The organism is Agrobacterium albertimagni AOL15 (genome assembly GCF_000300855.1).
Classification (GTDB): Bacteria; Pseudomonadota; Alphaproteobacteria; order Rhizobiales; family Rhizobiaceae; genus Allorhizobium; species Allorhizobium albertimagni.
In genome coordinates this window covers 1-25,376 of sequence record NZ_ALJF01000020.1, presented here as the reverse complement: position 1 = coordinate 25,376, position 25,376 = coordinate 1, and the positions used below count along the sequence as shown (strand labels likewise).

The 25,376-nt window shown below is 60.8% G+C and carries 21 protein-coding genes and 1 riboswitch; of the genes, 9 read left to right on the top strand and 12 right to left on the bottom strand.

The window, feature by feature from the left end:
• The first annotated feature begins 112 nt into the window (after positions 1-112).
• Genes QWE_RS21580 through QWE_RS21560 form a run of 5 tightly spaced genes read left to right on the top strand, consistent with a single transcriptional unit; the run spans position 113 to position 5,876 of the window.
• Positions 113-1,552 carry a UbiA family prenyltransferase gene (locus QWE_RS21580; protein ID WP_006728304.1) on the top strand — a complete coding sequence of 480 codons (1,440 nt, stop codon included), beginning with the start codon at positions 113-115 and terminating at the stop codon, positions 1,550-1,552.
• Entirely contained in the window at positions 1,552-2,880 is a 1,329-nt protein-coding gene (locus tag QWE_RS21575; protein ID WP_006728303.1) for an FAD-binding oxidoreductase, read from the top strand. Before QWE_RS21580 ends, QWE_RS21575 begins: the two co-directional genes overlap by 1 nt.
• Positions 2,881-2,914: 34 nt before the next feature.
• Complete coding sequence (locus QWE_RS21570) at positions 2,915-3,337, top strand: EamA family transporter (RefSeq protein ID WP_006728302.1); 423 nt, start codon at positions 2,915-2,917, stop codon at positions 3,335-3,337.
• Between the two features lie 54 nt (positions 3,338-3,391).
• Positions 3,392-4,402, top strand: coding sequence for an NAD-dependent epimerase/dehydratase family protein (locus QWE_RS21565; protein WP_006728301.1), 1,011 nt, complete (start codon positions 3,392-3,394; stop codon positions 4,400-4,402).
• Positions 4,403-4,412: 10 nt separating this feature from the next.
• Positions 4,413-5,876, top strand: a complete 1,464-nt coding sequence (locus tag QWE_RS21560) for an aspartate aminotransferase family protein (protein ID WP_006728300.1) — start codon at positions 4,413-4,415, stop codon at positions 5,874-5,876.
• Between the two features lie 55 nt (positions 5,877-5,931).
• Here the strand turns inward: QWE_RS21560 and QWE_RS21555 are convergent, their stop codons facing one another.
• From QWE_RS21555 to epmA, 3 genes are all read right to left on the bottom strand, one after another.
• Positions 5,932-7,602: a hypothetical protein gene (locus QWE_RS21555; protein WP_052018251.1), complete on the bottom strand. Its 1,671-nt coding sequence runs from the start codon at positions 7,600-7,602 to the stop codon at positions 5,932-5,934.
• 141 nt (positions 7,603-7,743) lie between these two features.
• A complete protein-coding gene (locus QWE_RS21550; protein ID WP_420804574.1) occupies positions 7,744-8,787 on the bottom strand; it encodes a lysine-2,3-aminomutase-like protein in 1,044 nt (347 codons plus the stop codon).
• On the bottom strand, positions 8,777-9,844 hold the full coding sequence (epmA, locus tag QWE_RS21545) for an EF-P lysine aminoacylase EpmA (protein ID WP_006728297.1): 1,068 nt from the start codon (positions 9,842-9,844) through the stop codon (positions 8,777-8,779). The genes QWE_RS21550 and epmA overlap by 11 nt, the downstream gene beginning before the upstream one ends.
• A 137-nt stretch (positions 9,845-9,981) precedes the next feature.
• Between epmA and efp the strand changes: the two genes are divergently transcribed.
• Positions 9,982-10,551, top strand: a complete 570-nt coding sequence (gene efp / locus QWE_RS21540; protein ID WP_006728296.1) for an elongation factor P — start codon at positions 9,982-9,984, stop codon at positions 10,549-10,551.
• A 153-nt stretch (positions 10,552-10,704) separates the two neighbouring features.
• Here efp and QWE_RS21535 read toward each other — a convergent pair whose 3' ends face one another.
• A complete protein-coding gene (locus QWE_RS21535) occupies positions 10,705-10,935 on the bottom strand; it encodes a YdcH family protein (RefSeq protein WP_006728295.1) in 231 nt (76 codons plus the stop codon).
• Between the two features lie 100 nt (positions 10,936-11,035).
• Between QWE_RS21535 and QWE_RS21530 the strand changes: the two genes are divergently transcribed.
• A complete protein-coding gene (locus QWE_RS21530; protein WP_040300856.1) occupies positions 11,036-11,962 on the top strand; it encodes a hydrogen peroxide-inducible genes activator in 927 nt (308 codons plus the stop codon).
• Between the two features lie 33 nt (positions 11,963-11,995).
• Here QWE_RS21530 and QWE_RS21525 read toward each other — a convergent pair whose 3' ends face one another.
• Together QWE_RS21525 and QWE_RS21520 are read right to left on the bottom strand one after the other, a co-directional pair.
• Complete coding sequence (locus QWE_RS21525; RefSeq protein WP_006728293.1) at positions 11,996-13,480, bottom strand: NAD-dependent succinate-semialdehyde dehydrogenase; 1,485 nt, start codon at positions 13,478-13,480, stop codon at positions 11,996-11,998.
• A gap of 3 nt (positions 13,481-13,483) precedes the next feature.
• The gene (locus QWE_RS21520; protein ID WP_006728292.1) at positions 13,484-14,764 is read right to left on the bottom strand and encodes a 4-aminobutyrate--2-oxoglutarate transaminase; all 1,281 of its coding nucleotides are present in this window, start codon (positions 14,762-14,764) and stop codon (positions 13,484-13,486) included.
• A gap of 185 nt (positions 14,765-14,949) precedes the next feature.
• Here QWE_RS21520 and QWE_RS21515 point away from each other — a divergent pair, with 185 nt between their 5' ends.
• A complete protein-coding gene (locus tag QWE_RS21515; protein WP_052018252.1) occupies positions 14,950-15,729 on the top strand; it encodes a cupin domain-containing protein in 780 nt (259 codons plus the stop codon).
• A gap of 65 nt (positions 15,730-15,794) precedes the next feature.
• Here the strand turns inward: QWE_RS21515 and QWE_RS21510 are convergent, their stop codons facing one another.
• From QWE_RS21510 to QWE_RS21485, 6 genes are all read right to left on the bottom strand, one after another.
• Positions 15,795-17,219, bottom strand: a complete 1,425-nt coding sequence (locus tag QWE_RS21510; protein ID WP_006728290.1) for an efflux transporter outer membrane subunit — start codon at positions 17,217-17,219, stop codon at positions 15,795-15,797.
• A gap of 132 nt (positions 17,220-17,351) precedes the next feature.
• On the bottom strand, positions 17,352-20,468 hold the full coding sequence (locus tag QWE_RS21505) for an efflux RND transporter permease subunit (RefSeq protein WP_006728289.1): 3,117 nt from the start codon (positions 20,466-20,468) through the stop codon (positions 17,352-17,354).
• 41 nt (positions 20,469-20,509) lie between these two features.
• Positions 20,510-21,721: an efflux RND transporter periplasmic adaptor subunit gene (locus tag QWE_RS21500; RefSeq protein WP_006728288.1), complete on the bottom strand. Its 1,212-nt coding sequence runs from the start codon at positions 21,719-21,721 to the stop codon at positions 20,510-20,512.
• A gap of 144 nt (positions 21,722-21,865) precedes the next feature.
• A complete protein-coding gene (locus QWE_RS21495) occupies positions 21,866-22,531 on the bottom strand; it encodes a TetR/AcrR family transcriptional regulator (RefSeq protein ID WP_006728287.1) in 666 nt (221 codons plus the stop codon).
• A 13-nt stretch (positions 22,532-22,544) separates the two neighbouring features.
• Positions 22,545-23,489, bottom strand: coding sequence for a phosphoribosylaminoimidazolesuccinocarboxamide synthase (locus tag QWE_RS21490; RefSeq protein ID WP_006728286.1), 945 nt, complete (start codon positions 23,487-23,489; stop codon positions 22,545-22,547).
• A gap of 134 nt (positions 23,490-23,623) precedes the next feature.
• Positions 23,624-24,307, bottom strand: a complete 684-nt coding sequence (locus QWE_RS21485; protein WP_006728285.1) for an energy-coupling factor ABC transporter permease — start codon at positions 24,305-24,307, stop codon at positions 23,624-23,626.
• A 52-nt stretch (positions 24,308-24,359) separates the two neighbouring features.
• Positions 24,360-24,574, bottom strand: a riboswitch (cobalamin riboswitch).
• 148 nt (positions 24,575-24,722) lie between these two features.
• Here QWE_RS21485 and QWE_RS21480 point away from each other — a divergent pair.
• Positions 24,723-24,935, top strand: coding sequence for a hypothetical protein (locus QWE_RS21480; protein ID WP_006728284.1), 213 nt, complete (start codon positions 24,723-24,725; stop codon positions 24,933-24,935).
• Positions 24,936-25,376: the final 441 nt, after the last annotated feature.

Genomic DNA, 25,376 nt, shown 5'->3' with positions numbered 1-25,376 from the left:
GGTTGATCGGGAGCAAGAGACGTTGCGCCCGTTGTTTCAATTGATCGCATGCCGGGCTCGTCCCGCTGGCATGCACCTTTGATTGGTATAGCGTTCTGGGAGTGCAGCGAGAATGGACGCCAGATTACAAGAAAGCCGGGATCTGCCGCTTGCGGTCGATCTGGACGGGACGCTGATTGCGACGGATCTTCTGTGGGAGACGATCTTTCTCGCCCTCAAGACCAACCCGCTGATCGTCTTCCTCCTTCCGATCTGGGCGCTGGCCGGCAAGGCGCGCCTCAAGCTCGAACTTGCTCGACGCGTAACGCTCGACGCATCGCGACTGCCTTACCGTCAGGAATTCCTCGATTATCTGCGCGCAGAGCGGGCATCCGGGCGCATGATCGTGCTGGCGACTGCGGCTGCCGAGCCGCTGGCGCAGGCGGTTGCTGCGCATCTCGGGATATTTTCCAAAGTATTTGCCACACGCGAGGGGATCAATCTTGCCAGTAAGGCGAAAGCCTCTGCACTGGTCGACGAATACGGCGAATACGGGTTCGACTATGCGGGCAATGATCGTGCTGACCTAGCGATCTTCGATTGCGCCCGCAACGCCGTCGTCGTTGCGCCTGACCGCGCGGCCTCGCGCTTCCAGCGGGCGCATGACACCATGCGTTTCGACGCCCCCCGCACCAATTTCAAGACCTATCTCAAGATGTTGCGGGTGCATCAGTGGCTGAAGAACCTTTTGGTGTTCGCTCCGCCGGTGCTCGCCCATGACTTCCTGATTGCAGAGACGATGTTTTCGGCGACGCTGGCCTTCATCGCCTTTTCGGCGTCGGCCTCGGCCATCTACATCATCAACGACATCATCGATCTGCCGCTCGATCGGGTTCATCCGCGCAAGCGGCTTCGACCCTTTGCTAGTGGCGCATTGTCGATCCCGTTCGGTCTGGCCTGCTCTGCCGCTCTTCTGGCAATTGCTGCCACGGTCTGCTTCTTCCTGCCGCCGATGTTTGCCGCGATCATCGCGATTTATATCGTCACCACCACGGCCTACACGTTCGCGATCAAGCGTATGCTGCTGCTGGACGTCATCTGTCTGGCGGGCCTCTACACGCTGCGCCTGCTTGGCGGAAAGCTTGCGGCCAACATTCCCTTGTCCTTCTGGCTGATGGCCTTCGCCTTGTTCTTCTTCCTGTCGCTCGCCTTCGTGAAGCGCTATGTGGAACTGCAGAGTTCGGGTGCGCCTGAGCAGACGCGTATCGCGGGCCGCGGCTACAGGCCCGAAGACATCGGTATTGTCGGCCAGAGCGGCGTCTCGTCCGGCTTCACGGCCGTGCTGGTTCTCGCGCTCTACATCAACAGCGATGTCGTCGGTAACCTCTATTCCGAGCCGTGGCTGATCTGGCCGCTGGTGCCGATCGTGCTCTACATCAACATGCGCGTCTGGGTGCTCGCCCATCGCCGGGAGATGAATGACGATCCCGTGGTGTTCATCGCTTCGGACTGGCGCAGCCAGATCTTCATTGCGCTCGGCGCGGCGCTGCTCATCGTGGCCGGGATGGTGTGATGCTGGGCGCTTTCGACAGCTTCGGACGGGTCGATCGGCGGCAGCGCATGGCGTTGCCGGTGGCCGACGCCCTCGCGATATTGCGGGGCCCGGCGGATGGCGCTGGCTTGACGCTTCTGCCGTTCGGCAATGGCCGGTCCTATGGGGACAGCTGCCACAATGACGGCGGTGCGCTGGTGCCGATGCGTGCACCCTCGGCCGATATGTCGCTCGATCCCGAAAGCGGTCTCCTTGACGCCGCCGCTGGCGTGACGCTCGAAGACATCATCGCTCTGGTGGCGCCGCATGGCTTCTTCCTGCCGGTGACACCGGGAACGCGCCATGTGACGCTCGGCGGGGCCATCGCCAACGATGTCCACGGCAAGAACCACCATCTGCGCGGCACCTTCGGCTGCCATGTTGCGAGCTTCGAGCTTCTGCGTTCCGACGGTGAAACCCATCACTGTTCGGCGACGAGCAATCCAGCTCTGTTTGCCGCGACGATCGGGGGCATGGGACTGACCGGGATCATCACGCGGGCTCGGCTCAAGCTGATGCGCGTGTCTGCTCTGGATATCGACGAAGAGGTCGTGCCGTTCGCCCATCTCGACGAGTATTTCGACAGGGCGGAGCAGGCCGATCTTCGCAATGAATATGCGGTGGCCTGGGTCGACCAACTGGCCGCCGGGCGTTCGGCGGGTCGCGGCGTGTTGATCACCGGCAATCATGCCGACAACGGCAATCGTAAGGTCGAGACTCGCGCCAGCCGACTGGCTGTTCCCTTCGATCTGCCTTTCTCGGCCCTTAACCGCCTCAGCCTTTCGGCTTTCAACGCGGCCTATTTCACGGCGAAGAGCCGGAAGCACGGCGTGCACCGGGCGAGCTACGGAAGCTTCTTTTATCCGCTCGATGGTGTGGGCCACTGGAACAGGCTCTATGGTCCGCGTGGCCTTTTTCAGCACCAGAGCGTCATTCCGTTCGACGCCGCACGGCAGACGATTCCGCTCCTGCTCCAGGCGAGCCGGGATGCTGGTCACGCCTCGTTCCTGACGGTGTTGAAGCGCTTCGGCGATGTCGGCTCGCCCGGCCTCCTGTCGTTCCCGCGACCGGGCTACACGCTGACGATGGATTTCCCCAATCGGGGGGCGCGAACTCTTGCGCTCCTTGCGAGGCTCGACGAACTGACGATCGATGCCGGCGGTCGCGTCAATCCCTACAAGGACCAGCGGATGAGTCCGGCCACCTTCAAGGCCGGCTTTCCCAGCTGGTCCGAACTCGAGACTTGGCGGGATCCGGGGTTCTCATCGAACTTCTGGCAACGCGCTGCACTGAATTCACCGCACTCATGACGAGACCGGACAGACCATCCGACGAGAGGACATCATGAAATACATCCCCTTCATCCTGTTCACGGTGATGACCAATGCCGCCGCACAGCTGATGCTGAAATACGGCATGATCACGCTCGGACCGATCAGCTTCTCGGCCGATACGATGATCCAGCGGATCTTCCAGATCCTGTTCAATCCCTGGGTCTTCTTCGGCCTCGCCATGTTCGTGGTGTCGATGGCCTCGCATCTCTACGTGCTGTCGAAGGTCGATCTTTCCTTCGCCTATCCCTTCCTCAGCCTTGCCTATGTCGCTGTCGCGCTCTGCGCCTGGCTGCTCTTCAAGGAGGAGCTTGGCACGCTGAAGATCGCAGGCATCGCCTTCATCTGCATCGGCACCGTCCTGATTGCCCAGAGCGGCAGCAGCAACACTAAGACGGCGGAAGACAACTCGATTGCGAAGGCAGTCGAGACCTGAGCTTCAAACCAATCTGACACGACAAAAAACCAAGAAGAAAACGGGGTTTAGAACATGAAACACATCATTTTCGGCGGAGACGGCTTCGTTGGTCGCTATCTGGCACCCAGACTGCTCGCCGACGGTCACGAGGTCGTCGTCGCCGATATCGTAAAGAGCGACCTGCCGCATTACCGTGATGCGCGCTTTGTCCCGACGGATGTCACGGATCCGGATTCGATCCGCAAGCTCGGCATCGGCGCCGACGATATGGTCTACAACCTGTCCGCCAAGATGCTGTCGCCGATCCAGGTGCGCGCCAAACGGCACGACTTCTTCTTCCCGGTCAATTATTACGGCACCGAGAACATCATCAAGGCGATGGACGCCGCTGGCGCGAAGTCGCTGGTGCATTTCACCACCGACATGGTCTATGGCCATACCTATAGCTGGCCGCAGACGGAGGACCATCCGTGCAAGCCGCTTGGCGAGTACGGGCTTTCGAAGCTGAAGACCGAGGAAGTGGCGGCCGACTGGCGCAAGCGCGGCATGAATATCAGCCTGTTTCGCCCGCGTCTGATCATCGGCCCGGGTCGTCTCGGCATTCTTGCCAAGCTGTTCAAGCTGATCGACAACAACCTGCCGGTGCCGATGATCGGTTCGGGCAAGAACCCCTACCAGTTCATCTCGGTGTTCGATTGCGCCTCGGCGGCGCACGCCGCCTACAAGGCCGGCGTACCGAACGAGGTCTACAATCTCGGCTCGCTCAACCCGCCGCCGGTGAAGAAGCTCCTCGGCGACCTGGTCAAGCATGCGGGCTCGAAGTCGATCCTGGTGCCGACGCCCGCTTGGGCAGTCAAGCGCACGCTCGATTTCCTCGACCTCATCAACATGCCGCTGATGGATCCCGAGCAATATCTGATCGCCGACGAGATGTGCATTCTCGACGTGTCCAAGGGCGAACGCGAACTCGGCTGGGTGCCGCAGTATCGCGACGAGGACATGCTGATCGCAGCCTATAGCGAATACCGGAAATCGGTCGAAGGCCGTCTTGAACCCCAGGCCGCAGCATCGAAGGCTGCGTGAGGAGACAGTGATGAATACTGCAGTCAGACTGAACGAACAGCCGACCCTCGATGCGGCAAAGGCGCCGCGCGCCAAAACCGAAAAGCCGAACCTGCTGTCGGTCGACCAGGCCAAGGCGCTTGACCTGCCGCAGATGACCGACCTGTTCACCCAGCACCTCAATCCCGGTCAGCTGCATTTCATGAAGCTGCTCGGCTTCCACAAGATCAAGGTCGAGCGTGCCGAGGGCATGTATTACTACGACCAGAACGGGCGGAAGATCCTCGACTTCTTCGGCGGCTTCGGCTCACTGGCCTTCGGCCACAACCACCCGCGCATCATCGAAGCGCGCAAGACTTTCCAGGACGAGAAGCGCCACGAGATCGCGATCGCCTTCATGTCGCAATATGCGACGGCGCTCGCCCATAATCTGGCGGCCTGCTCGCCGGGTGATCTCGACATGGTCTTTCTCGGCTCGTCCGGATCGGAAGCCATGGAGGCTGCGATCAAGGTTGCCGAGCGGGCGGCCGGCCCGCAGAAACCGAAGGTCGTCTATGCGGAGAATTCCTTCCACGGCAAGACGAAGGGCGTGCTCTCGATCACCGACGGCTCGCTCTATCGCGGCCAGTTCAAGCTGGTCGACAACACGGTTCGCGTACCGTTCGGCGATATCGAAGCGATCGAGAATGCCTTCCGCAGCGATCCGGAGATCGGTGTCATCGTGCTCGAAACCGTCCAGGGCGGTGGCGGCATCATTCAGGCGGATGCTGCCTTCTGGCAGAAGCTGCGCCAGCTCTGCGACCAGTATGGCGTGCTCTGGGTGGCTGACGAAGTCCAGTGCGGTCTCGGCCGTACCGGCAAGTTCTACGCCTTCGAACATTACGATGTCGTCCCTGACGTGACCGCGCTCGCCAAGTCCCTTGGCGGCGGCAAGACAGCGATGGCGGCGATGATTGCCCGGCGCGAGGTCTACATGAAGGCCTATGGCACGCCGAAGACGGCGATGATCCACGCCATGGCGACCTTTGGCGGCATCGGCGAGGCCTGCATCACCTCGATCGAAGCGCTCAACGTCCTCTATGACGAGGGCCTGATCGACCGCACGGCAGAGGTCGGCGACTACCTGCTCGATCAGCTGCGTGTGCTGCAGGCGCGTTACCCCAGCCTGATCAAGGAAGTTCGCGGCCAGGGCATGATGGTGGGGCTCGAGTTCCACGACTTTTCGCAGACGATGCCGCTGGTTCTGCGTCCTGTTATCGCGATGCTCGACGACAAGCTGAAGGGCTCGCTGCCGGGCTTCATCGGGAGCCATCTCCTGCGCGATCACGGCGTGCTGGTGGCGTTCACCGAGTATAACCGCAACGTCATCCGCCTCGAGCCACCGCTAATCTGCGAGCGGGAGCATGTCGACCAGTTCATCACGGCTCTGGACGAGGTGATGTCACGCGGCATCATCCGGATCGTGAAGGACTTCGTCACCGCGCAGGTGAAGTGATCGGCCACAGATAGTTCGGGAAGATCAGGAGGCCGGGTTCGTCACCCGGCCTTTTTCATGGGGTCTTCAAAAGGCCCGGCCGTAGCAAAAGGTCCCAGCACGGATCGATCGCAATGACCTGCCGGCCCGAGAGTGCCTCCTGGTAGCGCTCTTCAAGCATCCGCCGCCCGGTCGTGACAGGGCATTTTGGGCGAAGTACGCCGTCGGTCGCTTGAACCGCTTCCAGTGCTTCGGGTGAAACCTGTCTCACGGTTCGGAAAGGGTCTGCCCCGATCTGGATCTTGCGCGTCGCGTCGCGGTCGAGGATCCAGGTGAACGGATTGACGAAATCAAGGGTCATCAGACTTTGCAGGCGGATCTGGTTGTCAGTCTCGAACTGCAGAAGCGCCTTGACCAGGATGTCGGCGGAAATGATCCAGTAGGTTTGATAGTCGAGCTCGCTGTAGAGTTGCCAGCTCGGCAGTTGTCCCTGGTTTGCGAGGTCAACATATGCCGCGCCCTGGGTGGCGTAATGGTTCTCCAGCATGATTGCCCGCTCCATCACATCCGGCCGCGTCGAGACCTGCTGCATGTTGCGAAGGAGCGGTACATCGGGCTGAACGTAGGTCGGAGCGACCGCGACCGATCGCAGGGTCTTGTGCGCCACCTTGCTGACCGTGGGAACGGTGCAAAAGGCTGCCAGCACGAGAAAGGCTATCTTCGTCCGGTCGACCGCTTGGGGCAGTCGGTCATAAGCCATCAGCAGAACCGGCCAGATGAAGATGAACTCTTGGCTACCCGTGTTCTGCGTTTCGAGGATCGTTCCGCCGAGCAGGGAGATGCCGAACCACCAGAAAGACCGGTCGAAAAAACGCCTCTGCTCCGATGCATAGTTGAGATCCGCCCAGATCATCATGAGCAGAAGCAGACCTGCCGGCATCAGCACGTCGAGCTTGCCCGAGGCGACGGTCAGGAAACGCGGCAGCAAGGCATCCTGATTCATCGCGATCAGGTTCAAGATGTCCCGGATATAGGCCGAAATCATGCCGGTGCCGAGTTCGATGACGACCAACGGAAGCAGAAAGGCGATGGCGGCGAGTATGAGATTGCCAAGTGAAATACGGCCGGCGAGCAGGGCTCCGAGGCCGATCAGGCCGCCGACGAGAAAGCCTGTGATCTTGGTGAGAAACAGGGCCAGCATGGCCAGGGCGCAGAAAAGCGCAAAGCGCGGGCCACCGCGCATGAAGACAAGGCCTGATGTCAGCACATAGAGAAGAAGCGAGGTTTGCCGGTTGTAGATGCCAAAGCCGTCAAGCCCCGGGTAGGAATGGAAGAACTGGGCATTGGCCGGGAAGGCGGCAAAGACCAGAAAGGGGATCAGCAGGAGGAAAGCCGTGGCGCGGCTTTTCTTTTCGGCGTCGATGAGTACCAGCGTCATCAGCGGTGCAGTGACCGCGAGTTGTGACCATTGGACGAGAAGAAGCGGTTGCGCTCGCGGGAAGAGATCCAGGCCCCAGGCGAAGAGGTAGTAGCCCAAGGCGCCTACGGGCGTGGAAAAGTCGAGGCTAGGGATCTGGCCCATTCGGATGCGCTGTGCGGCATCCAGATAGATATAGGTGTCCCAGTACATCGGGCCGATCGGGACGGCTAGCGGGAGCATGAGCAGGACGAAATGAGCGGCGACCGTCAGCCAGAGCCAGGTGATTGGTGACGATAGATGATGAGGCAGCGTTTTTCGATCACGCATCCTCGAAGCCGAAATGTCCACCACTGCTGTTGTCCCGTCCGCCGATGCTTTGCCCCAAACCGCGCCATGGTGTGCATGAAAGCTTAACAGGCCGGAAACGGTGCCGCTGATCGCGCATGGTCTGCCGGTAAGCGCTGGTGCTTAAGGATAGAGATGTTCCTGGCCGTTGCGGTCTCGCACTGCGTACCGCCCATCACCGAGATCGCGGACTGCGTCTTCGCCGAGGGCCACCTTGCCGTGCCCGCCGGGCAGATCGAGAATATAGTGTGGGATGCAGATGCCGGATATCCGCGTGCGAAGCTCCCGCATCAGAGCCTGCCCTTCCGCGACCGACAGGCGGAAGTGGCCGGTGCCCGGCGCCATGTCGGGGTGATGCAGATAGTAGGGCTTCACGCCTGTCTCGACAAAGCCGCGCATCAGCGCCGTCAACGTATCGGCGTCATCATTCACGCCCTTGAGAAGTACGCTCTGGCTGACCAGCTGGACGCCGCCGGCGCTCAGACGTCGACAGGCCGCCCGCACCTCCGGCGTCAGTTCTCGGGGATGGTTGGCGTGGAGCGCGAGGATCACGCTCTTGCCGCTCAGCGTCAGCGCCTCGACCATCTCGGCTGTGATGCGCTCGGGATCGACGGCCGGCACGCGGGTGTGGATCCGCAGGACCCTCACGTGATCCATGGCAGCCAGACGCTCGGATACGTCCCGCAGGCGTCGCGGAGACAGGATCAACGGATCGCCGCCGGTCAGGATGACCTCCCAGATGCCCGTATTCGCCGCGATGTAGTCGAGCGCGGTCTCCAGGCGCTCACCGGTAAGGCTGCCGTCGCCCTGAGGGCCGACCATTTCCCGACGGAAGCAGAAGCGGCAATAGACCGGACAGACATGCACGAGCTTGAGGAGAACCCGGTCAGGATAACGGTGAACGATACCCTCGACAGGCGAATGCGGATGGTCGCCGATGGGATCGAGGCGCTCTGCCGGATGATCGACCAGCTCGGCTGCCGATGGAATATACTGGGCTGCGATGGGATCGTGCGGATCTGTCGGGTCGATCAGGGCACGGACCGTGGGGGTGAGCGCTATCGCGTAGCGCTCAGCCACGGCGTTGAGCCTTGTGGTTTCCTCCTCGCGAACGAGGCCTTGTGCCACGAGGTCGGCGACGGAGCGCAGGGTCGTCTCAGCCAAAATGCGTCTCCGCCACCGGCGCCCAGATCACCTGGTCGATCCTCAGCGCGCCCGTTGCCAGCATCACCAGACGGTCAAAGCCGAGCGCGATGCCCGATGCGTCCGGCATGTCTGCGAGGGCTTCGAGGAAGTCCTCATCGAGGGGATAGGTCTCCCCATAGACGCGGTTCTTCTCGACCATTTCGGCTTCGAAGCGCCGGCGCTGTTCGGCAGGGTCCGTCAGCTCGCCGAAGGCATTGGCGAGTTCGACGCCACAGGCATAGACCTCGAAGCGTTCCGCGACGCGGGGATCATCGGGGCACGGGCGGGCGAGCGCTGCTTCTGCCACCGGGTAGCGATCGAGAATGGTGACGCGGCCGTTGCCGAGCCTGGGTTCCACCTTCTCGACAATGACTCTGCTGAACAGGTCGGCCCAAGTGTCGTCATCTGCCGTGCGAATGCCGGCGTCCGCGAGTTGGCCGGCCAGTGCATTGCGATCCGTCGTTCCATCCGTTCCGATCGTGGCCAATAGATCGATGCCCGCGTGTTGCGCGAAGGCGTCCGCAACAGAGATCCGCTCTGGCTCGGCGAACGGGTCTACGAGCTTGCCGGCGAATGCGAATTGCCGCGTTCCGACCGTGCGTGCGGCCAAGGCAATCAGATCGACGCAGTCGCGCATCAGTTGCTCGTAACCCTCGCCGACCCGGTACCATTCCAGCATGGTGAATTCCGGGTGGTGCAGCGGTCCTCGCTCACGGTTTCGATAGACATGCGCGAAGCAGACGATACGGGTCTCGCCGGCGGCGAGCAGTTTCTTGCAGGCGAATTCCGGCGAGGTGTGCAGGTAGAGCGGCACAGCAGAGCCATCATGACCGATCGCTTCGGTCTGAAAGGCATGCAGATGGGCTTCATTGCCGGGGGATACCTGCAGGGTCGCTGTGTCGACCTCGACGAAGTCCTGTTCGGCGAAGCAAGCGCGAAATGCCGCCTGGATCCGGTTGCGCCCAATCAGGAATGGCCGTCGATCAGCATGTGCCGACGATGTCCACCACGCAGAGGCTGAACGGCTGCGGTCAGACATTCCGGATTCTCGATCCTTCTCTCAACACGGGCTGGCTATTTTGCCGGATTTGGGTTAGTCCCGCCCGAGAAATTCGAAGACGTCAGCAGGGACGGCCGTCCTTTACGACGGGTCTCACGCAGATACAAGGAATTCCAATGGTCAAGGTTATCGCCTCTTCCGTCCGCAAGGGCAATGTTATCGATGTCGACGGCAAGCTTTATGTCGTGCTCACTGCCGAAAACTTCCACCCCGGCAAGGGCACGCCAGTAACGCAGGTCAACATGCGCCGCATCGTTGATGGCGTGAAGGTTTCTGAGCGCTGGCGCACGACGGAACAGGTAGAGCGCGCTTTCGTTGAAGACGTGAACCACCAGTTCCTCTACGAGGACGGCGAAGGCTTCCACTTCATGAACCCGGAAAACTATGACCAGGTCGTGGTAGACGTCGAGACGATGGGTGATCAGAAGGCCTATCTGCAGGAAGGCATGGTTTGCATTCTTTCGATGCATGAAGGCATTGCGTTGGCTCTGCAGTTGCCGCGTCATGTGACGCTCGAGATCGTCGAGACCGAGCCGGTCGTCAAGGGCCAGACGGCGTCGTCGTCTTACAAGCCGGCGATCCTGTCGAACGGTATCCGTACGATGGTGCCGCCGCATATCGATGCCGGCGTCCGTGTCGTCATCGCGACCGAAGACAATTCCTACGTCGAGCGCGCCAAGAACTGAGCGCTCATATCGGCTTACATGCGAAACCCGGCGTGGATCACGCCGGGTTTTTTCGTTTCAATTCGTGGTTCCCCTGATTGCCGGCGGGGCGCAGGGTGCCCCGCCGGCCGTTCTCCCCGGTCACGCCTGCGCCATCACGGCGCGCAGGTGTGCTCAGCGTCCGGCGAGAAGAGGGGTGCCGAAGCTCGACGCCTTGGATCGGACGGCTGCGGCCTTCATGGCCTCGCCCCGTTCCAGCAACATGATCTGTTCCTTCAAGCGCAGCTTGATCTTCTTCAAGGCGCGGACCCGGATGCCGTCCGGTTGCGGACGACGCTGTTCCTCATCGATCTTGGCGGCGACGATCGAGTGGCGGGCTCTCAAGGCTTTCAGCAGTTGCTTCATGGGTGTCTCCTTCCGTACGCAGACAAGATGCACTTCCCGCATTGATTATTCCAATTCATTGATTGTATGATTTCGATAGCTCCTATCTATCGAGGTCCATATGCCATTTCGTCCCAGTCATCGGCAGTTGGAATATCTGGTCATGCTTGGCGAAACCGGGCATTTCGGCGAGGCGGCCAAGAGGTGCAATGTCTCCCAACCAACTCTTTCCGTGCAGGTGTCGCTGCTGGAGAAACAGCTCGGCGTGATGCTCATCGACCGGATGCCCGGTCAGGTGATGCCGACGCCTGTCGGCGCCGAGATCATTGCGGCGGCGAAGGTCATTCTCAATGGGCTTGACGAGATCAGGGCGCTTGCCATGGGATCGAAGGCCAATCTGGGAGGGGCGATCCGGTTGGGTGTCGCACCGTCCTTCGGGCCCTATTTCATGCCCTATCTTCTGCCGCCGCTTCATCAGACCTATCCTGAGCTGAAGGTCTATATCCGGGAAGACAGGCCCCGCCAGTTGGAGAGGGCCGTGCTGCAGGGCGAGACAGAGTGCGGGCTTGGACCGCTGCCTTCCAACGAAGAGGGCCTTGTGTCTTTCCAGATATGCCGGGAGCGCATCCTGCTGGGCGTGCCCAAAGCCCATCGGCTGGCCGCATTCGATACCATTACCTCACAGGAGCTGAGAGGCGAGAAGCTGCTGACGCTCGGCCCGGGGCATCGTCTGATGGATGAGGTGCGACGGCTGGCAGACATGTCCGGTGCCGTTCTTGCCGAAGAATACGAAGGATCGAGCCTCGACGCGATCCGTCAGATGGTCTCCATCGAAATGGGACTGTCCCTGTTTCCGGAACTCTATGTCCGCTCGGAGTTCGGCAAGGAGGATGGAATCAAACTGCTGACGATCGAAGACTGGCAGGGGATTCGCGATATCGGCTTCTTCTGGCGACGGTCATCGGCGCGCGGGAACCATTTCGAGGCGCTCGCCGGTCTCGGGCGAACTGTGGCTGAACGGATATTCCAGTCCGGGGACATCAAATGAAAATCCCCGGCAGTGCCGGGGATTTCAGATGGTTCAAGCGATGCCGCCGAGGCAGATATACTTGATCTCGGTATAGTCATCGATGCCGTATTTCGAGCCTTCGCGGCCCAGGCCCGACTGCTTGATGCCGCCAAACGGCGCCACTTCCGTCGAGATGAGGCCGGTGTTGACGCCGACCATGCCGTATTCGAGCGCTTCCGCGACCCGGAAGATCTTGGCGATGTCCTTCGAGTAGAAATAGGAAGCGAGGCCAAATTCCGTGGCGTTGGCGAGCTCGATCACATCTTTTTCCGTCTCGAACTTGAAGAGCGGTGCAACCGGGCCGAAGGTCTCTTCAGTCGCGACCTTCATGGCGGTGGTGACGCCGGTCAGGATCGTCGGTTCGAAGAATAGGTCGCCGGCGGAGGACGGCTTGCCACCGAGGGCCACTTTGGCACCCTTGGAGACGGCGTCCGCCACATGCTCCTTGACCTTCTCGACCGCCTTGGCGTCGATCAAAGGTCCCGTGGTGATGCCATCAGCGAAGCCATCGCCGACCTTCAACTGCCCGACCTTCTCAGCCAGCTTCTTGGCAAAGGCGTCGTAGATGCCCGACTGGACATAAAGGCGGTTGGCGCAGACGCAGGTCTGGCCGGCATTGCGGTATTTAGAGATCATGGCGCCTTCGACGGCAGCATCGAGATCCGCGTCATCAAAGACGATGAAGGGGGCGTTGCCGCCGAGTTCGAGGCCGAGCTTCATGATCTGGTCGGCACCTTGGCGCATCAAAATGCGACCGACATTGGTAGAGCCAGTGAAGGTCAGTTTGCGGACCTTGTCATTGGCGCAGAATTCCTGGCCGACCATGGCTGCGTCGGTGGAGGTCAGCACCGAAAACAGACCGGCCGGCAGACCGGCGCGCTCGGCGAGGATGGCAAGTGCCAAGGCCGAGAGCGGGGTCTGGGCGGCAGGCTTCGAGACCATCGCGCAGCCAACGGCGAGTGCCGGTGCGACCTTGCGGGCGAGCATGGCGTTGGGGAAGTTCCACGGCGTGATGGCGCCGACGACGCCAATCGGCTGCTTGATGACCATGATCCGCTTGTCTGCCTGGTGGCCCGGGATCGTGTCGCCATAGACACGCTTGGCTTCTTCGGCGAACCACTCGACGTAAGATGCGCCGTAGAGGATCTCGCCGCGGGCTTCGGGCCAGGGCTTGCCCATTTCCATCGTCAGGATGGTGGCAAGATCATCGGCATTGGCGACCATCAGATCGTTCAGCTTGCGCAGAATGGCCGCACGTTCCTTGCCGGTCTTCTTTGCCCAGGCCTTCTGCGCCGCATGAGCGGCATCGATGGCCTTGGTGACTTCGGCCCTGTTCACGTCAGGTAGCACGGCAATGACTTCGCCGGTGGCCGGATTTGTGACTTCGAACGTCTTGCCCGACTGGCTTGCCGCCAGCCAGTCATTGCCGACCAGCGACTTGTCGGTCGCCAGTGTCGGGTCCTTCAGCTTGTCGGTCAGAATTTTCGAAATGGTCATGCCTCAGGCTCCTGCTGCGACTTCGCGGATCGAGGCTTCGATCAGATCGAGTGCCTCGTTGAAGACCTCGTCCTGAATGGTGATCGGGGCGAGGAAGCGGATGACGTTGCTGTAGACGCCGCAGGTCAGAAGGATCAGGCCCTTGTCCAGCGCCTTCAGACGCACCGCATTGGTGAAATCCGCATTCGGCTTGTCTGTTCCCGGCACCTTGAATTCAACGGCGTTCATGAAGCCGAGGCCACGGATATCCATGATCTGCGGAATGTCTGTCCGCAAAGCTTCGAGGCGCTGTTTCAGGCGGTTGCCAAGCTGGTTGGCACGGTCGCAGAGCTGTTCTTCTTCGATCACGTCGAGCACCGCATGAGCGGCGGCGATTGCAAGCGGATTGCCGGCATAGGTGCCGCCGAGACCACCGGGGCCGGGCGCATCCATCAGTTCCGCGCGGCCGGTGACGGCGGAAAGCGGGAAGCCACCAGCAAGGCTCTTGGCCATCGTCGTCAGGTCTGGAGCCACATCGTAGTGCTGCATGGCAAACATCTTGCCGGTACGGGCAAAGCCGGTCTGGACTTCGTCGGCGACGAGGAGAATGCCGTGTTCATCGCAGATCTCGCGGAGCGCCTTCATCAGCGGACGCGGGACGTCATAGAAGCCGCCTTCGCCCTGGACCGGTTCGACGATGATGGCTGCAACGCGCTTCGGATCGACGTCGGCCTTGAACAGCTTGTCGAGAACGTCGAGCGAGGTGTCGACGTCGATGCCATGCATCTCGAGCGGGAAGGGCACATGGAAGACGTCGCCCATCATCGGGCCGAAGCCGACCTTGTAGGGCACGACCTTGCCGGTCAGCGCCATGCCGAGGAAGGTACGGCCGTGGAAGCCGCCGGTAAACGCGATGACGGCAGAGCGGCCTGTGGCGCAACGGGCGATCTTGATGGCGTTCTCGACCGCTTCGGCGCCTGTGGTCGCGAAGATCGTCTTCTTCTCGAAATTGCCGGGCACCATTTTGTTCAGGCGTTCGGCGAGCGCGACGTAGTTCTCATAGGGCACGACCTGGTGGCAGGTGTGGGTGAAGCGGTCGAGCTGGGCCTTCACGGCTTCGACGACCTTCGGATGGCGATGGCCGGTGTTGAGAACAGCGATGCCGCCGGCAAAATCGATGTAGCGTCGGCCCTCGACATCCCAGATCTCCGAATTCTCAGCCTTGTCGGCATAGATCTGCGTGGTCATGCCGACGCCGCGGGAGATGGCGTCATTCTTGCGAGCTGAGATTTCGGCGTTCTTCATCGTTTTCGTCCTGTGCGAAGGGTTGCCAGCGGCGTTGCAGAGGGCTGCAATCGCGCGGTGAAATATTTCCTACATTTTTTCTGTAGACTTGCAATATGCCTTATCGGCATTATCACGCATGACTGCGACATTTGATTGAGGGCAGCGTGGACGATATCCGGTTCAAGATTGCGGAGGCAGCGCGCATGGCGGGGGTGTCGCCATCGACACTTCGCCTCTGGGAAAGCCAGGACCTGATCCAGCCGATCCGGACACCGACGGGCCAGCGCGTCTATGATCGGGCGCTGGTAGATCGGCTGAAACGGATCGCCTGGCTGCGCACGGAGAAGGGACTCAATCCGGCAGCAATCCGAGAGACGCTGCGGGAGTTTTCTCCTGATGTCGACGAAGAGGGCGTCGAAACCGAGGATGACGCTTCCGACATTAGAGCGGGCACGCGAATGCGGCGCCTCAGACGGGAAGCGGGCAAGACGCTCGAAACCGTCGCCCAGGCAACCGGCGTTTCGGTGTCACAGCTTTCGACCTTCGAGCGGACCTCGCAAGGGCTGTCCTTCACCGCTCTGCATGAAGTCGCCCAGCATCTCGGCACGACACTCGCGTCGCTCAGTGGTCAGGAAGAGGGCAGGGGCGGCGAAAGCCTGATCCGTGATGGCAAGTGGTCGTCATGGCCGACCACCTCGTCCGGTGTTGCCGTCCAGGTTCTGGCGGAGGGGCGCAACCTGATGGAATGCAACCGCTTCCAGCTTGCCCCGGGCGCGTCGAGCGAGGGTGCCTATCAGCACGAGGGCGAGGAGTTCATTCACATGCTCTCCGGAAGCCTCGAGATCATCCTCGACGGCGACCAGTTCTTCGAGCTTCATGCCGGCGACAGCTTTTACTTCGAAAGCCGCAGGCCGCATTCCTGGCGCAACATCTCGAGTGGCGAGACAGTCCTCATCTGGATCAACACGCCCGCGACCTTCTGAGGCCGGGCAAAGAAAAACCCGGCGACCGTTTCCGGTGCCGGGCTTCGTGTGTTTGCCGGAGGCTCTTACCTGCTGGCGACGACCGCCTTTGGTCCGTCCCATGCATAGCCGCCGCCGATCGCCACGTTGAGGGCGACATAGCCATTTGCCAACTGCTGTACGGCCTGGGCCAGATTGGCCTGGGCGCTGGCAACGTTGCGCTGGGCATCGAGGACGTCGAGCAGCGAGGAGGCGCCGTCACGGTAGCTCGCTGTGGCGAGCGAGAGGGCTTCCTCGTAGGAGCGAACGGTAGATGTCAGGGCCGAGACCGTCTGGCGGGTGCGGCTGACTGCGACCAGTGCGTTCTCGACTTCGGAAACGGCGCTCAAGACCGTCTGCTTCCAGGCGAGATAGGCTTCGCGGGCCGCCGCTTCACGTGCCTTGATATTGGCTCGGCGTGCGCCGGCATCAAAGATCGGCAGGTTGAGGCTCGGACCGAAACCCCATGATGTTGCGCTACCGCTCGCCGCAGATGTGGCGACCAGAGTCGGCGAAATCGAGCCGCTGAGGGTGATCGACGGATAAAGTGCTGCTTCCGCAACGCCGATTTCGGCGGTGGCTGCAGCGAGATTACGCTCGGCTGCGCGAATGTCCGGGCGGTTGCGGATCAGGTCCGCCGGAACGCCGGCATTCACGCCGCGACGGGCGTATGGCTGTGATGCACCCTTCTGAAGGTCGGCAAGCAGGCTGGTTGCCGGCAGGCCGAGCAGCAGCGAGATGCGATGCACCGACTGGCGGAAGGAGATCTCAAGCGCCGGAATTTCCGCGAGCGTCGAATTCACCAGACCCTCGGACTGGACAACATCGAGACGCGAAGCTGCGCCGGCCTCGAGCTGCAGTCGGGTCAGTTCCAGAGTTTCCCGACGCGAGGACAGGTTCTTGCGGGCGATCGCGATGCGTTCCTGGTAGTAACGTGCATCGACATAGGCCGAGACCACGCTGGAGAGGAACGTCAGGCGAGCAACGTCGGCGCTGGCATAGGCAGCATCGAGGGTCGCTTTCGCGCTTTCCTTGGAGCGGCGATACTGGCCGAAGAGATCGATCAGCCAGGACACGCCGAGCGTGCCGCTCGTCGTATTGGTGGTGTCGCTGTCACGGCTAACCAGCGCGCCAGTGCCACTGGTCCTCGAGACCTGATGGTCGGCCGAGACGTTCAGCTGCGGAAATGCAGCCGAGTCGGCCGCTTCAAAATTAGCTTCCGCGGAGGTGATGCGCTCAATCGCTTGCAGCACATCGAGGTTCTGGCCGAGGCCCGTTTCAACCAGACCGTTCAGACGGCGATCGTTGAAGGCGGTCCACCACGGAGCCAATGTCACGTCGGCCGACGCGCGTGCGCTGCCTTCGGAAAACTTGACGGGGAGAGCCGTCTGCGGCGCCTCGTGATTCGGGCCGACGACACAGCCGGAAAGGAGGAGCATTGCGAGTGGTGCGGCGGCACGAATCTTGAGCATAACGTGATCCTGTAAAAGTCCCCCGGTCTTGCTACGACGAGGTTTTTGATTACCCCGAGCCAACGACCGACTTACACACGCAGGCTACCGCAGCAGCCTACGCTTTAGTTGGTTAACATAGTTTGTCAATCTTCACGACGACAGCACTTCCTTCGGTTTTGCACCGCCGAAGATTTGCCGGATGATGACGAAAAACGACGGTACGAAGAAGATTCCGAGCGCTGTGGCGGTGAACATGCCACCCAAGACGCCAATACCGATGGAATTCTGCGCTGCGGAGCCTGCGCCGGTCGCAATTGCGAGCGGTACAACCCCTAGAATGAAGGCGAGCGAGGTCATGATGATCGGACGCAAGCGGAGCTTTGCAGCTTCGAGTGTTGCATCAATGACACTAATTCCGGCGCCTTGGCGATCTTTCGCGAACTCCACGATCAGAATCGCATTCTTTGCCGCGAGACCAATCGTCGTGAGCAGACCGACCTTGAAATAGACGTCGTTCGATTGGCCGAAGACATAGGCCGCAGCCACCGCCCCCAGAACACCGACCGGGACCGCCATGATGACCGAGAACGGGATCGACCAGCTTTCATAGAGGGCTGCCAGGCAGAGGAAGACGATCAGGACCGAGAGCGCGTAGAGCATGGGGGCCTGCGAACCGGACAGGCGCTCCTGATAGGAGATGCCCTGCCATGCGACGGTATAGCCACCACCCAGATCGGCCGTCAGCTGCTCCATCGTATCCATGGCTGCACCCGAGCTCACGCCGGCGCCGGCGGCACCTTCCATCGATATTGCGCCGACGCCGTTGAACCTGCTCAGCGTCGGTGCACCGCTGATCCACTGTGTCTTGAGGAAGGAGGAGAAGGGAACCATCTCGCCGCTGGCATTGCGGGCATGCCAGTCGTTGATCGCGGTTTCCTGCATGCGGTAAGGCGCGTCGCCCTGGACGTAGACGGGTTTCAGCTCGCCGTTGAGCGTGAAATCGTTGACGTCACGACCTGCAAAGATGGTCGACAGCATGCTGTTGACGGTTGCGATGTCGAGACCCATGGCGCCCATCTTTTCCTGATCGAGCAGAAGCTTCAACTGGGTTTCAGCCGGCGGGTTATTCGAGCGCAGCGAGCTTACGTTCGCATTGGCGCTGCCCGCTTGCATCAGTTGCTGCGATGCGGCCGTTAGCGCCTCGTTGCCTCTCTTGCCGCTGTCGACCAGATACATGGAGAAGCCGCTCGAAGTGCCGAGACCAGGGATCGCGGGCGGAGCCAGCGGGAAGACCATCGCATCACGAAGCGTGAAGAAGTAGCCCATGGCGCGCTGGACGACGGCAGGCGCTGCGAGTTGAGCGTCCGTGCGCAGTTCGAAGTCCTTCAGTTTAGCGAAAACCAGCGCGTAGTTCTGGCCAGCGCCGACAAAGGAGAAGCCGGAGACGGAGAAGACGTCCTGGATCGCGTCCTTTTCCTGATCGAGATAGTAGTCCTCGATCTTCTTGATGATTTCTTCGGTGCGCGTGACCGTTGCGCCGTTCGGCAGCTGGACGATGGTCATCAGCACGCCCTGGTCTTCTTCCGGAAGGAAGGAGGAGGGGAGCCGCATGAAGAACCAGCTCATGCCAGCGATCACAATCGCAAACATCAGCATGACCCGAAGAGGGCGGTTGAGAAGATAGCCGATCGACGAGACATAACCGCCGGTCGCACGATCGAAATTGCGGTTGAACCAGCCACCGAGGCCGCCCTTGGGCTTGTGGTGGTCGACCGGCTTCAACATCGTTGCGCAAAGGGCCGGCGTCAGAACGAGGGCGACGACAGCCGAAAGCAGCATCGCCGAGACAATGGTCACCGAGAACTGGCGGTAGATGATACCGGTGGAGCCGCCGAAGAAGGCCATCGGAATGAAGACGGCCGTCAGGACAAGCGCGATGCCGACGATGGCGCCGGTGATCTCGCCCATCGACTTCTGGGTGGCTTCAAGCGGCGACAGTCCTTCCTCGGACATGATGCGTTCGACGTTTTCGACGACGACGATCGCATCGTCGACGAGCAGGCCGATTGCCAAAACCATGGCGAACATGGTGAGCGTGTTGATCGAGTAGCCTGTCAGCGCCAGAATGCCGAAGGTGCCGAGTAGAACGACGGGCACCGCAATCATCGGAATGATGGTGGCACGCAGGTTCTGCAGGAAAACGAGCAGGACCACGAAGACCAGCACGATGGCTTCAAGCAGGGTGTGAACGACCTTTTCGATCGACAGCTGCACGAAGGGCGTGGTGTCGTAGGGATAGGTGATGACCACGTTTTCCGGCAGCGAAGGGGCAATCGTCGCAAGCTGCGACTTCACGCGCTCGGCCGTATCCAAGGCATTGGCACCGGTTGCCAGGTTGACAGCGAAACCGGTAGCCGGATTGCGGTTGGAGCGGGTCTTGGTGGCGTAGCTTTCCTGGCCGATCTCGATGCGTGCAACATCGCTCAGTCGCACGGTGGCGCCGTCTGTCTCGGTCTTCAGGATGATGGATTCGAAGTCGGATACGGACTGCAGCTGGCTTTGTGCGGTGACGGTAACCGTCAGCTGCTGACCCGCCGGTGCCGGCTGGCTGCCAAGGGCGCCAACGGAGACCTGGGTGTTCTGCGCCTGGATGGCGGAGGTCACGTCCGTCGGTGTCAACTGGAACTTGTTGAGTTTGAACGGGTCGAGCCAAACGCGCATGGCGTAGCCGGTGCCGAATACTTCCAGGCTGCCCACGCCTTCCAGACGCTTAATCTGATCCTCGATCTGAGAGGAGAATATATCGCCAAGTTCAACGTTGCTGCGCTGACCGTCGGTCGAAACCAGTGCGCCGACGAGCAGGATGCTCGAGGTCGAGCGCGTTACCGAGATGCCGGCCGACTGGACGATATCCGGCAGCTGCGACTGGACGAGCTGCAACTTGTTTTGCACCTGGACCTGGGCAATTTCCGGATCGATCGAGTTGCCGAAGGTCAGCGAGACGGAGGCGGAGCCGGTGCTCGACGATGACGTCATATATGTCAGGTCATCGAGGCCGGTCATGCCGTCTTCGATGATCGATGTGACGGATTTCTCAACCGTCTCTGCGCTCGCACCGTTGTAGCTTGCGGAGATCTGCACGGTTGTCGGTGCGATTTCCGGGTACTGCGAAATCGACAGCGTCGAGATTGCGAGCACGCCGCCGAGCATGATGATGATCGCGATCACCCATGCAAAGATCGGGCGTCGAATGAAATACTGGGCCATGGATTATCCTCTACGCCTCGGTTGCCTGGTCTGTCGCACAATCAGGGTTGTGCAGCAGGGGCGGCAGCCGGCGCCGCAGTTTCCTGGACGATCCCGTTCTCATCGATCTGAGCTTCGACCGGCTGGACGGGGGCGCCGTCACCGATCCACTGGAAGCCGTCGACGATGAGCTTGTCGCCATCATTGATGCCGCTGGCCACGAGCCAGTTGTTGCCGGAAACCTGTGCTTCGTCGAAGATCCGGGTCTCGACCGTGTTTTCTGCCGTGACGAACTTTGCCGAAAGCTCGCCATTGGCGCTGCGCGTGGCAGCCCGTTGCGGGATCAGGAAGCCGTCTTCCGTGCCGACGGTCACGGTGGCGCGGACATACATGCCCGGCAGGACAAGGCCATCGGGATTGTCGAACACGGCACGGATCGAGTAGGTGCCGGTCGTCTGGCTGACCGCCATTTCCGACATGTCGAGCTTGCCGACGACAGGGTATTCGTGGCCGTCTTCAAGCGTCAGCCGGATATCGGCCGCGCCGTTTTCGTTGCGGTTGATGCGGCCGGAGTTGATTGCCTCGCGCAGACGAAGAAGATTGACGCTCGATTCCGTCAGGTCGATGTAGATCGGATCAAGACGGCGCAGGGTCATGAGGCTGTCGGTCTGGTTCGCCGTGACGACGTTACCGACCGAGTAGCGCGATGCGGTGGTCACGCCTTCGAAGGGGGCGCGAATTTCCGTGAGGGCAAGCTCGATCTCGGAAGAGCGCAGCGCTGCCTTCGCCTGGGCGACATCGGCCTCTGCCTGCAAAAGCGTCACGCGGGCATTTTCGAGTTCCACCTGGGTGGCGCCGCTGCCGACGAGCCGTTCCTGACGGGCAAGATTGGATTGGGCGGTGGGGACGCCGGCTTCAGCCTTTTGCAGGCTTGCCTGAGCCTGGGCCTGGGCGGCGCGGTACGTGTCGTCCTCGATCTTATAGAGCAGATCGCCCGCCTGAACCTCGTTGCCTTCTTTAAAGGCAATCTCCTTGATGACGCCGCTGACGCGGGGGCGAATTTCTGCGGTCTGGAAGGCGGTTGCGCGTCCGGGTAGCGTGCTGGTCAACGGCTGCGGCGCCTTCTTCATCACTAGAACGCTCACTGCTGCAGGCGGGCGTTCGCCGCCAGACGCCGCGGCGCCGCCGTTGTCAGCCGTTCCCTGATCGGAGCAACCCGCCAGGGCCGCGGTGCAAACAAGAATGGCGGAGGCAAGTCTGAAGCTTGGGCGCATCAAGGGATCCCACTGAGAAAGGTCATAGAACATTACGAGTCAGGGACCAGCGCCACTGGATTCAGGGGCTGGCAAGCCGGCGAGAGGGGGGCGCATCCGAGGGACACGGTTCTCATCAGTCGAAGTGACGTAAATAAACAATCGTCACTTTGCAAGTGGCGACCGCAGTGCAGCATCGATCAGGCCAACGACTTCCCGACAACGTGTTGCCATTATGCCAGCCTTCTCCATCCCCGTCATGACAGGGTGGATGACACAGGCCAGTGCATCGAAAGATGCGTTTGCCAATCGCGGCACGTCGTCCGCATGGTAGACGCCTTCGCGAATGCCGGCATGGATGATTTCCGCGATCATGCCGACGACGATTTCGCGGAACCGATCGCCACAATCGAGTTCCTCGTTGATCGTTACCAGGATCATCTCGAAAACGAAGGGTGCATCCTTTTGCTCGGCGAGATGCTCCTGCATCAAATGATGGGCGAGGGCGGCAAGCCGTTCTGATGCGGGCTTGTCGCTCGCAAGCGCTTTCAACGCATGCAGCGTCTGTTCGATCGCACGGGTGGCGATCGCGTCGACAAGGCTCGTCTTGGTGCGAAAATGCTTGAAGACATTGGCCGGCGACATCGACAGTTCGGCTGCAATGTCCGCGATCGTGACGCTGGCATAGCCATGGGTCCGGAAAAGCTTCTCGGCGGTGTTCAGGATCTCTTCGCGCGTCTCCTCAGCGGGCCGGCGCGGACGACGCACGGGAGCGCCGGCACCCGTGTTGGGGCAGCATGCGCCAGATCGTGCGCGAGGGTCCTGATCCATGGGGCCACCTTTCTCAGGGGAAGTAAGAGGCCAGATTTTGGCGGATACGGGCGAAGGGGCTTTCGCCACTGTCATCAGGCTGGAACGGCAGCCCCGTGATCGCTTCGAACGCTCTAATATAGACCTTCGACGTCTCCTCCACCAGTGACGCCGGAATTTCCGGAATCGGATCGAGATAGGGATCGCAGCGCTCGGCAACCCAGGCGCGGACGAAATCCTTGTCGAAACTTTGTGGGCGCTCTCCCTTTTCAAAGCTCGCCTGATAGCTGTCGGCAATCCAGTAGCGGCTGCTGTCGGGGGTGTGGATTTCATCGGCGAGAATGATCGTGCCGTTTTCGTCCGTGCCGAATTCATATTTCGTGTCGACGAGGATCAGCCCGCGCTCTGCGGCAAGCTCCTGGCCGCGGGCGAACAGTGCCAGTGCATAGCGCGACAGGGTTTCCCACTGCTCGGCGGTCAAAAGCTTCTTTTCAACGATCTCGGCCGGCGTCAGAGGCTCGTCGTGGCCACCGTCGAATTCCTTACTCGTCGGCGTGATGATCGCGGTCGGGAGCTTTTCGTTGTCGCGCATGCCGTCGGGCAGGGTGATCCCGTACATCTCGCGCTCGCCCTTCTTATAGAGGGTGAGGATCGAGGTGCCCGTGGTTCCGGCGAGATAGCCGCGCACCACGATTTCGACCGGCAGGATTTCCAGACGCTTTCCGACGACGACGTTTGGGTCGGGATAGGAGATGACATGGTTCGGGCAGATATCGCTGGTCTTTTCGAACCAGTAGCGGGCGGTCTGGGTCAGAACCTGACCCTTATAGGGGATACAGGTGAGGATCCTGTCGAAGGCGCTCAAGCGATCAGTCGAAATGATGATGCGGCTGCCATCGGGGAGATCGTAGTTTTCGCGCACCTTGCCGCGATAGTAGTTCGGCAGTTCCGGATAATGGGCTTCGGAAAGGATGCGCATGGATGTCCTCGGTGTCTCGTCGACAGTGGCAGGTTTGACGATGTGGTTGTCGCCCCGCGGTATCCGAAAGAGGCGGCGGTTTCAAAGAAAAAGCGCATGGGGCCTGCCCATGCGCTCTCCATATCGACTTGTGGTCAAACGGCTGCGCGATGCAGGCGACCGTTGAAAAGACCGTTGTCCGTCACTTGCCGAAGCGACTTGGCGGCGGCAAGCACCGCGAGGTCGACGAGAGGCTCGACGAGGATCACCGTCATATAGGCGATACCGAAGGTCGCGATGCTCGACAGGTTGTCGACGGCGAAGCCATGGCCGTAGAGCGCCCAGAAGGCGACCCAGGCGACGATCCCGCCCTGATAGGCCGTGGATAGCGCAAGGGCATCCTTGTAGCCGACATCCACATAAGCCTTCTTTTCCGGAATGAGCCGCGCCGCGAGCTTGCTGATGGCAAAGAGCGGCACGATCAGTGTCGTGACGTTCATCCCGTATTGCGGCAGATCGAACGGCGCAAACAACATACCTTGGAGCAGGAGACCAAGGGCGAGGCCGATCGAGGCCGCCCCGGCACCGAAGATCAGGAAGAGCGTGGAGCCGAGGATCAGGTGCACTTCGGAGACGCCGACCGGATGATGCGGCAGGACCTCGAAGAAGGAGAAGACGAGCGCTGTCGTGATCAGAGTTCTTGCCGCAAGACCGGTCGGGCTTGCCTTGGCCTTGAAGTCGTCGACGACCATCTTGCCGACAAGGCCGAAGGAGAGAGCGGCTGTTGCGTAGCTGAGAGCGAGTTTTGCGCCATCGACGACGCCGGGTTCAATATGCATGGTTCTAAGTCCTTTCGTCCGCGCCCACCGCGCGGGAGAGTGAATGCCGCGTTCACGGCGCCAAGCGATGGCAGGTCTCCTGGCTCACGGGTCAGGGCTTCGGTCCGCCTTATCAGCTGAAGGCCAATGGCTTTTCGGACGTCGCTCGCCGTTCACAGTTGCGGGGGCAGCCACGGTTTCGGCCCCTGATGGGTAATCCTCACCGTATTCCCTCTTCGTCCGCCCTTCCGGTCTAGTCGGGGCGGAACCATCACGAAGGAGAGATTAGGTCCTGTCATGAAGCGATGTCCAGCAGTTTGCGACTCGACCGGGCGGGAAACTGCGACAGTTTGGCAAAAGCCAATTTGCCACATTGTGAGGGCTGGTTGGCGGACCCTATCTGGGCTGTAGAGCACTAACGTCAGGAGGTTCCGACATGGCTGAGATGATTTACCGCGTGCCGCTGTTCGGCTGGATGCTGAGGGAGGCGATCGACGGTCCGACGACCGCCAAGGTCCTCTTCGTGGTCAATCTGCTTTTGCTCTGGCTGCTCGCCATCATCGCATTCGGTTATCCCGCGATCATCCTACCGGCGCTTGCCGCCGTGCCGACGATGTTTGTGGTGCTGCTGCTGATCACCAAGGGGTAAAGGGGAGGCCCGGTCTTTTAACTCTGGCCCAGAGTTCCCATATAAGGATTGACGAGGGCGCCAACGTGTTCACCCGGCAAAAGTGGGCGGATGCGGGGACGTGCAAGTAAGGGCCGATTTTTGTCTGTTAAAATCAGTCACTTGAAAAAAACGACAGTTTTTTGACAATTGGCTGTTGACGGTTTGTGGGCGTGGCCGTATAAGCCGCTTCACCGAACGAGAGGGCGGCGCCGCAGGGCCCGCCGGACTGGTTCAGACAAGATCCTAGAAATTGGCTGCGATGCTGGTTTTGTTGCCCGACTTTAGGGTTGGGCGGTGATGGATTTTCGACGGGTTTTGGTCCGTCTGTTTTTTGACAATTGAAGATGGAAGAAAGAGAAACGTGGGCGGCGGTCTTGCGTAGATGGAGTGGAAACACTTTGTCTTAGAAGACAAGATGAC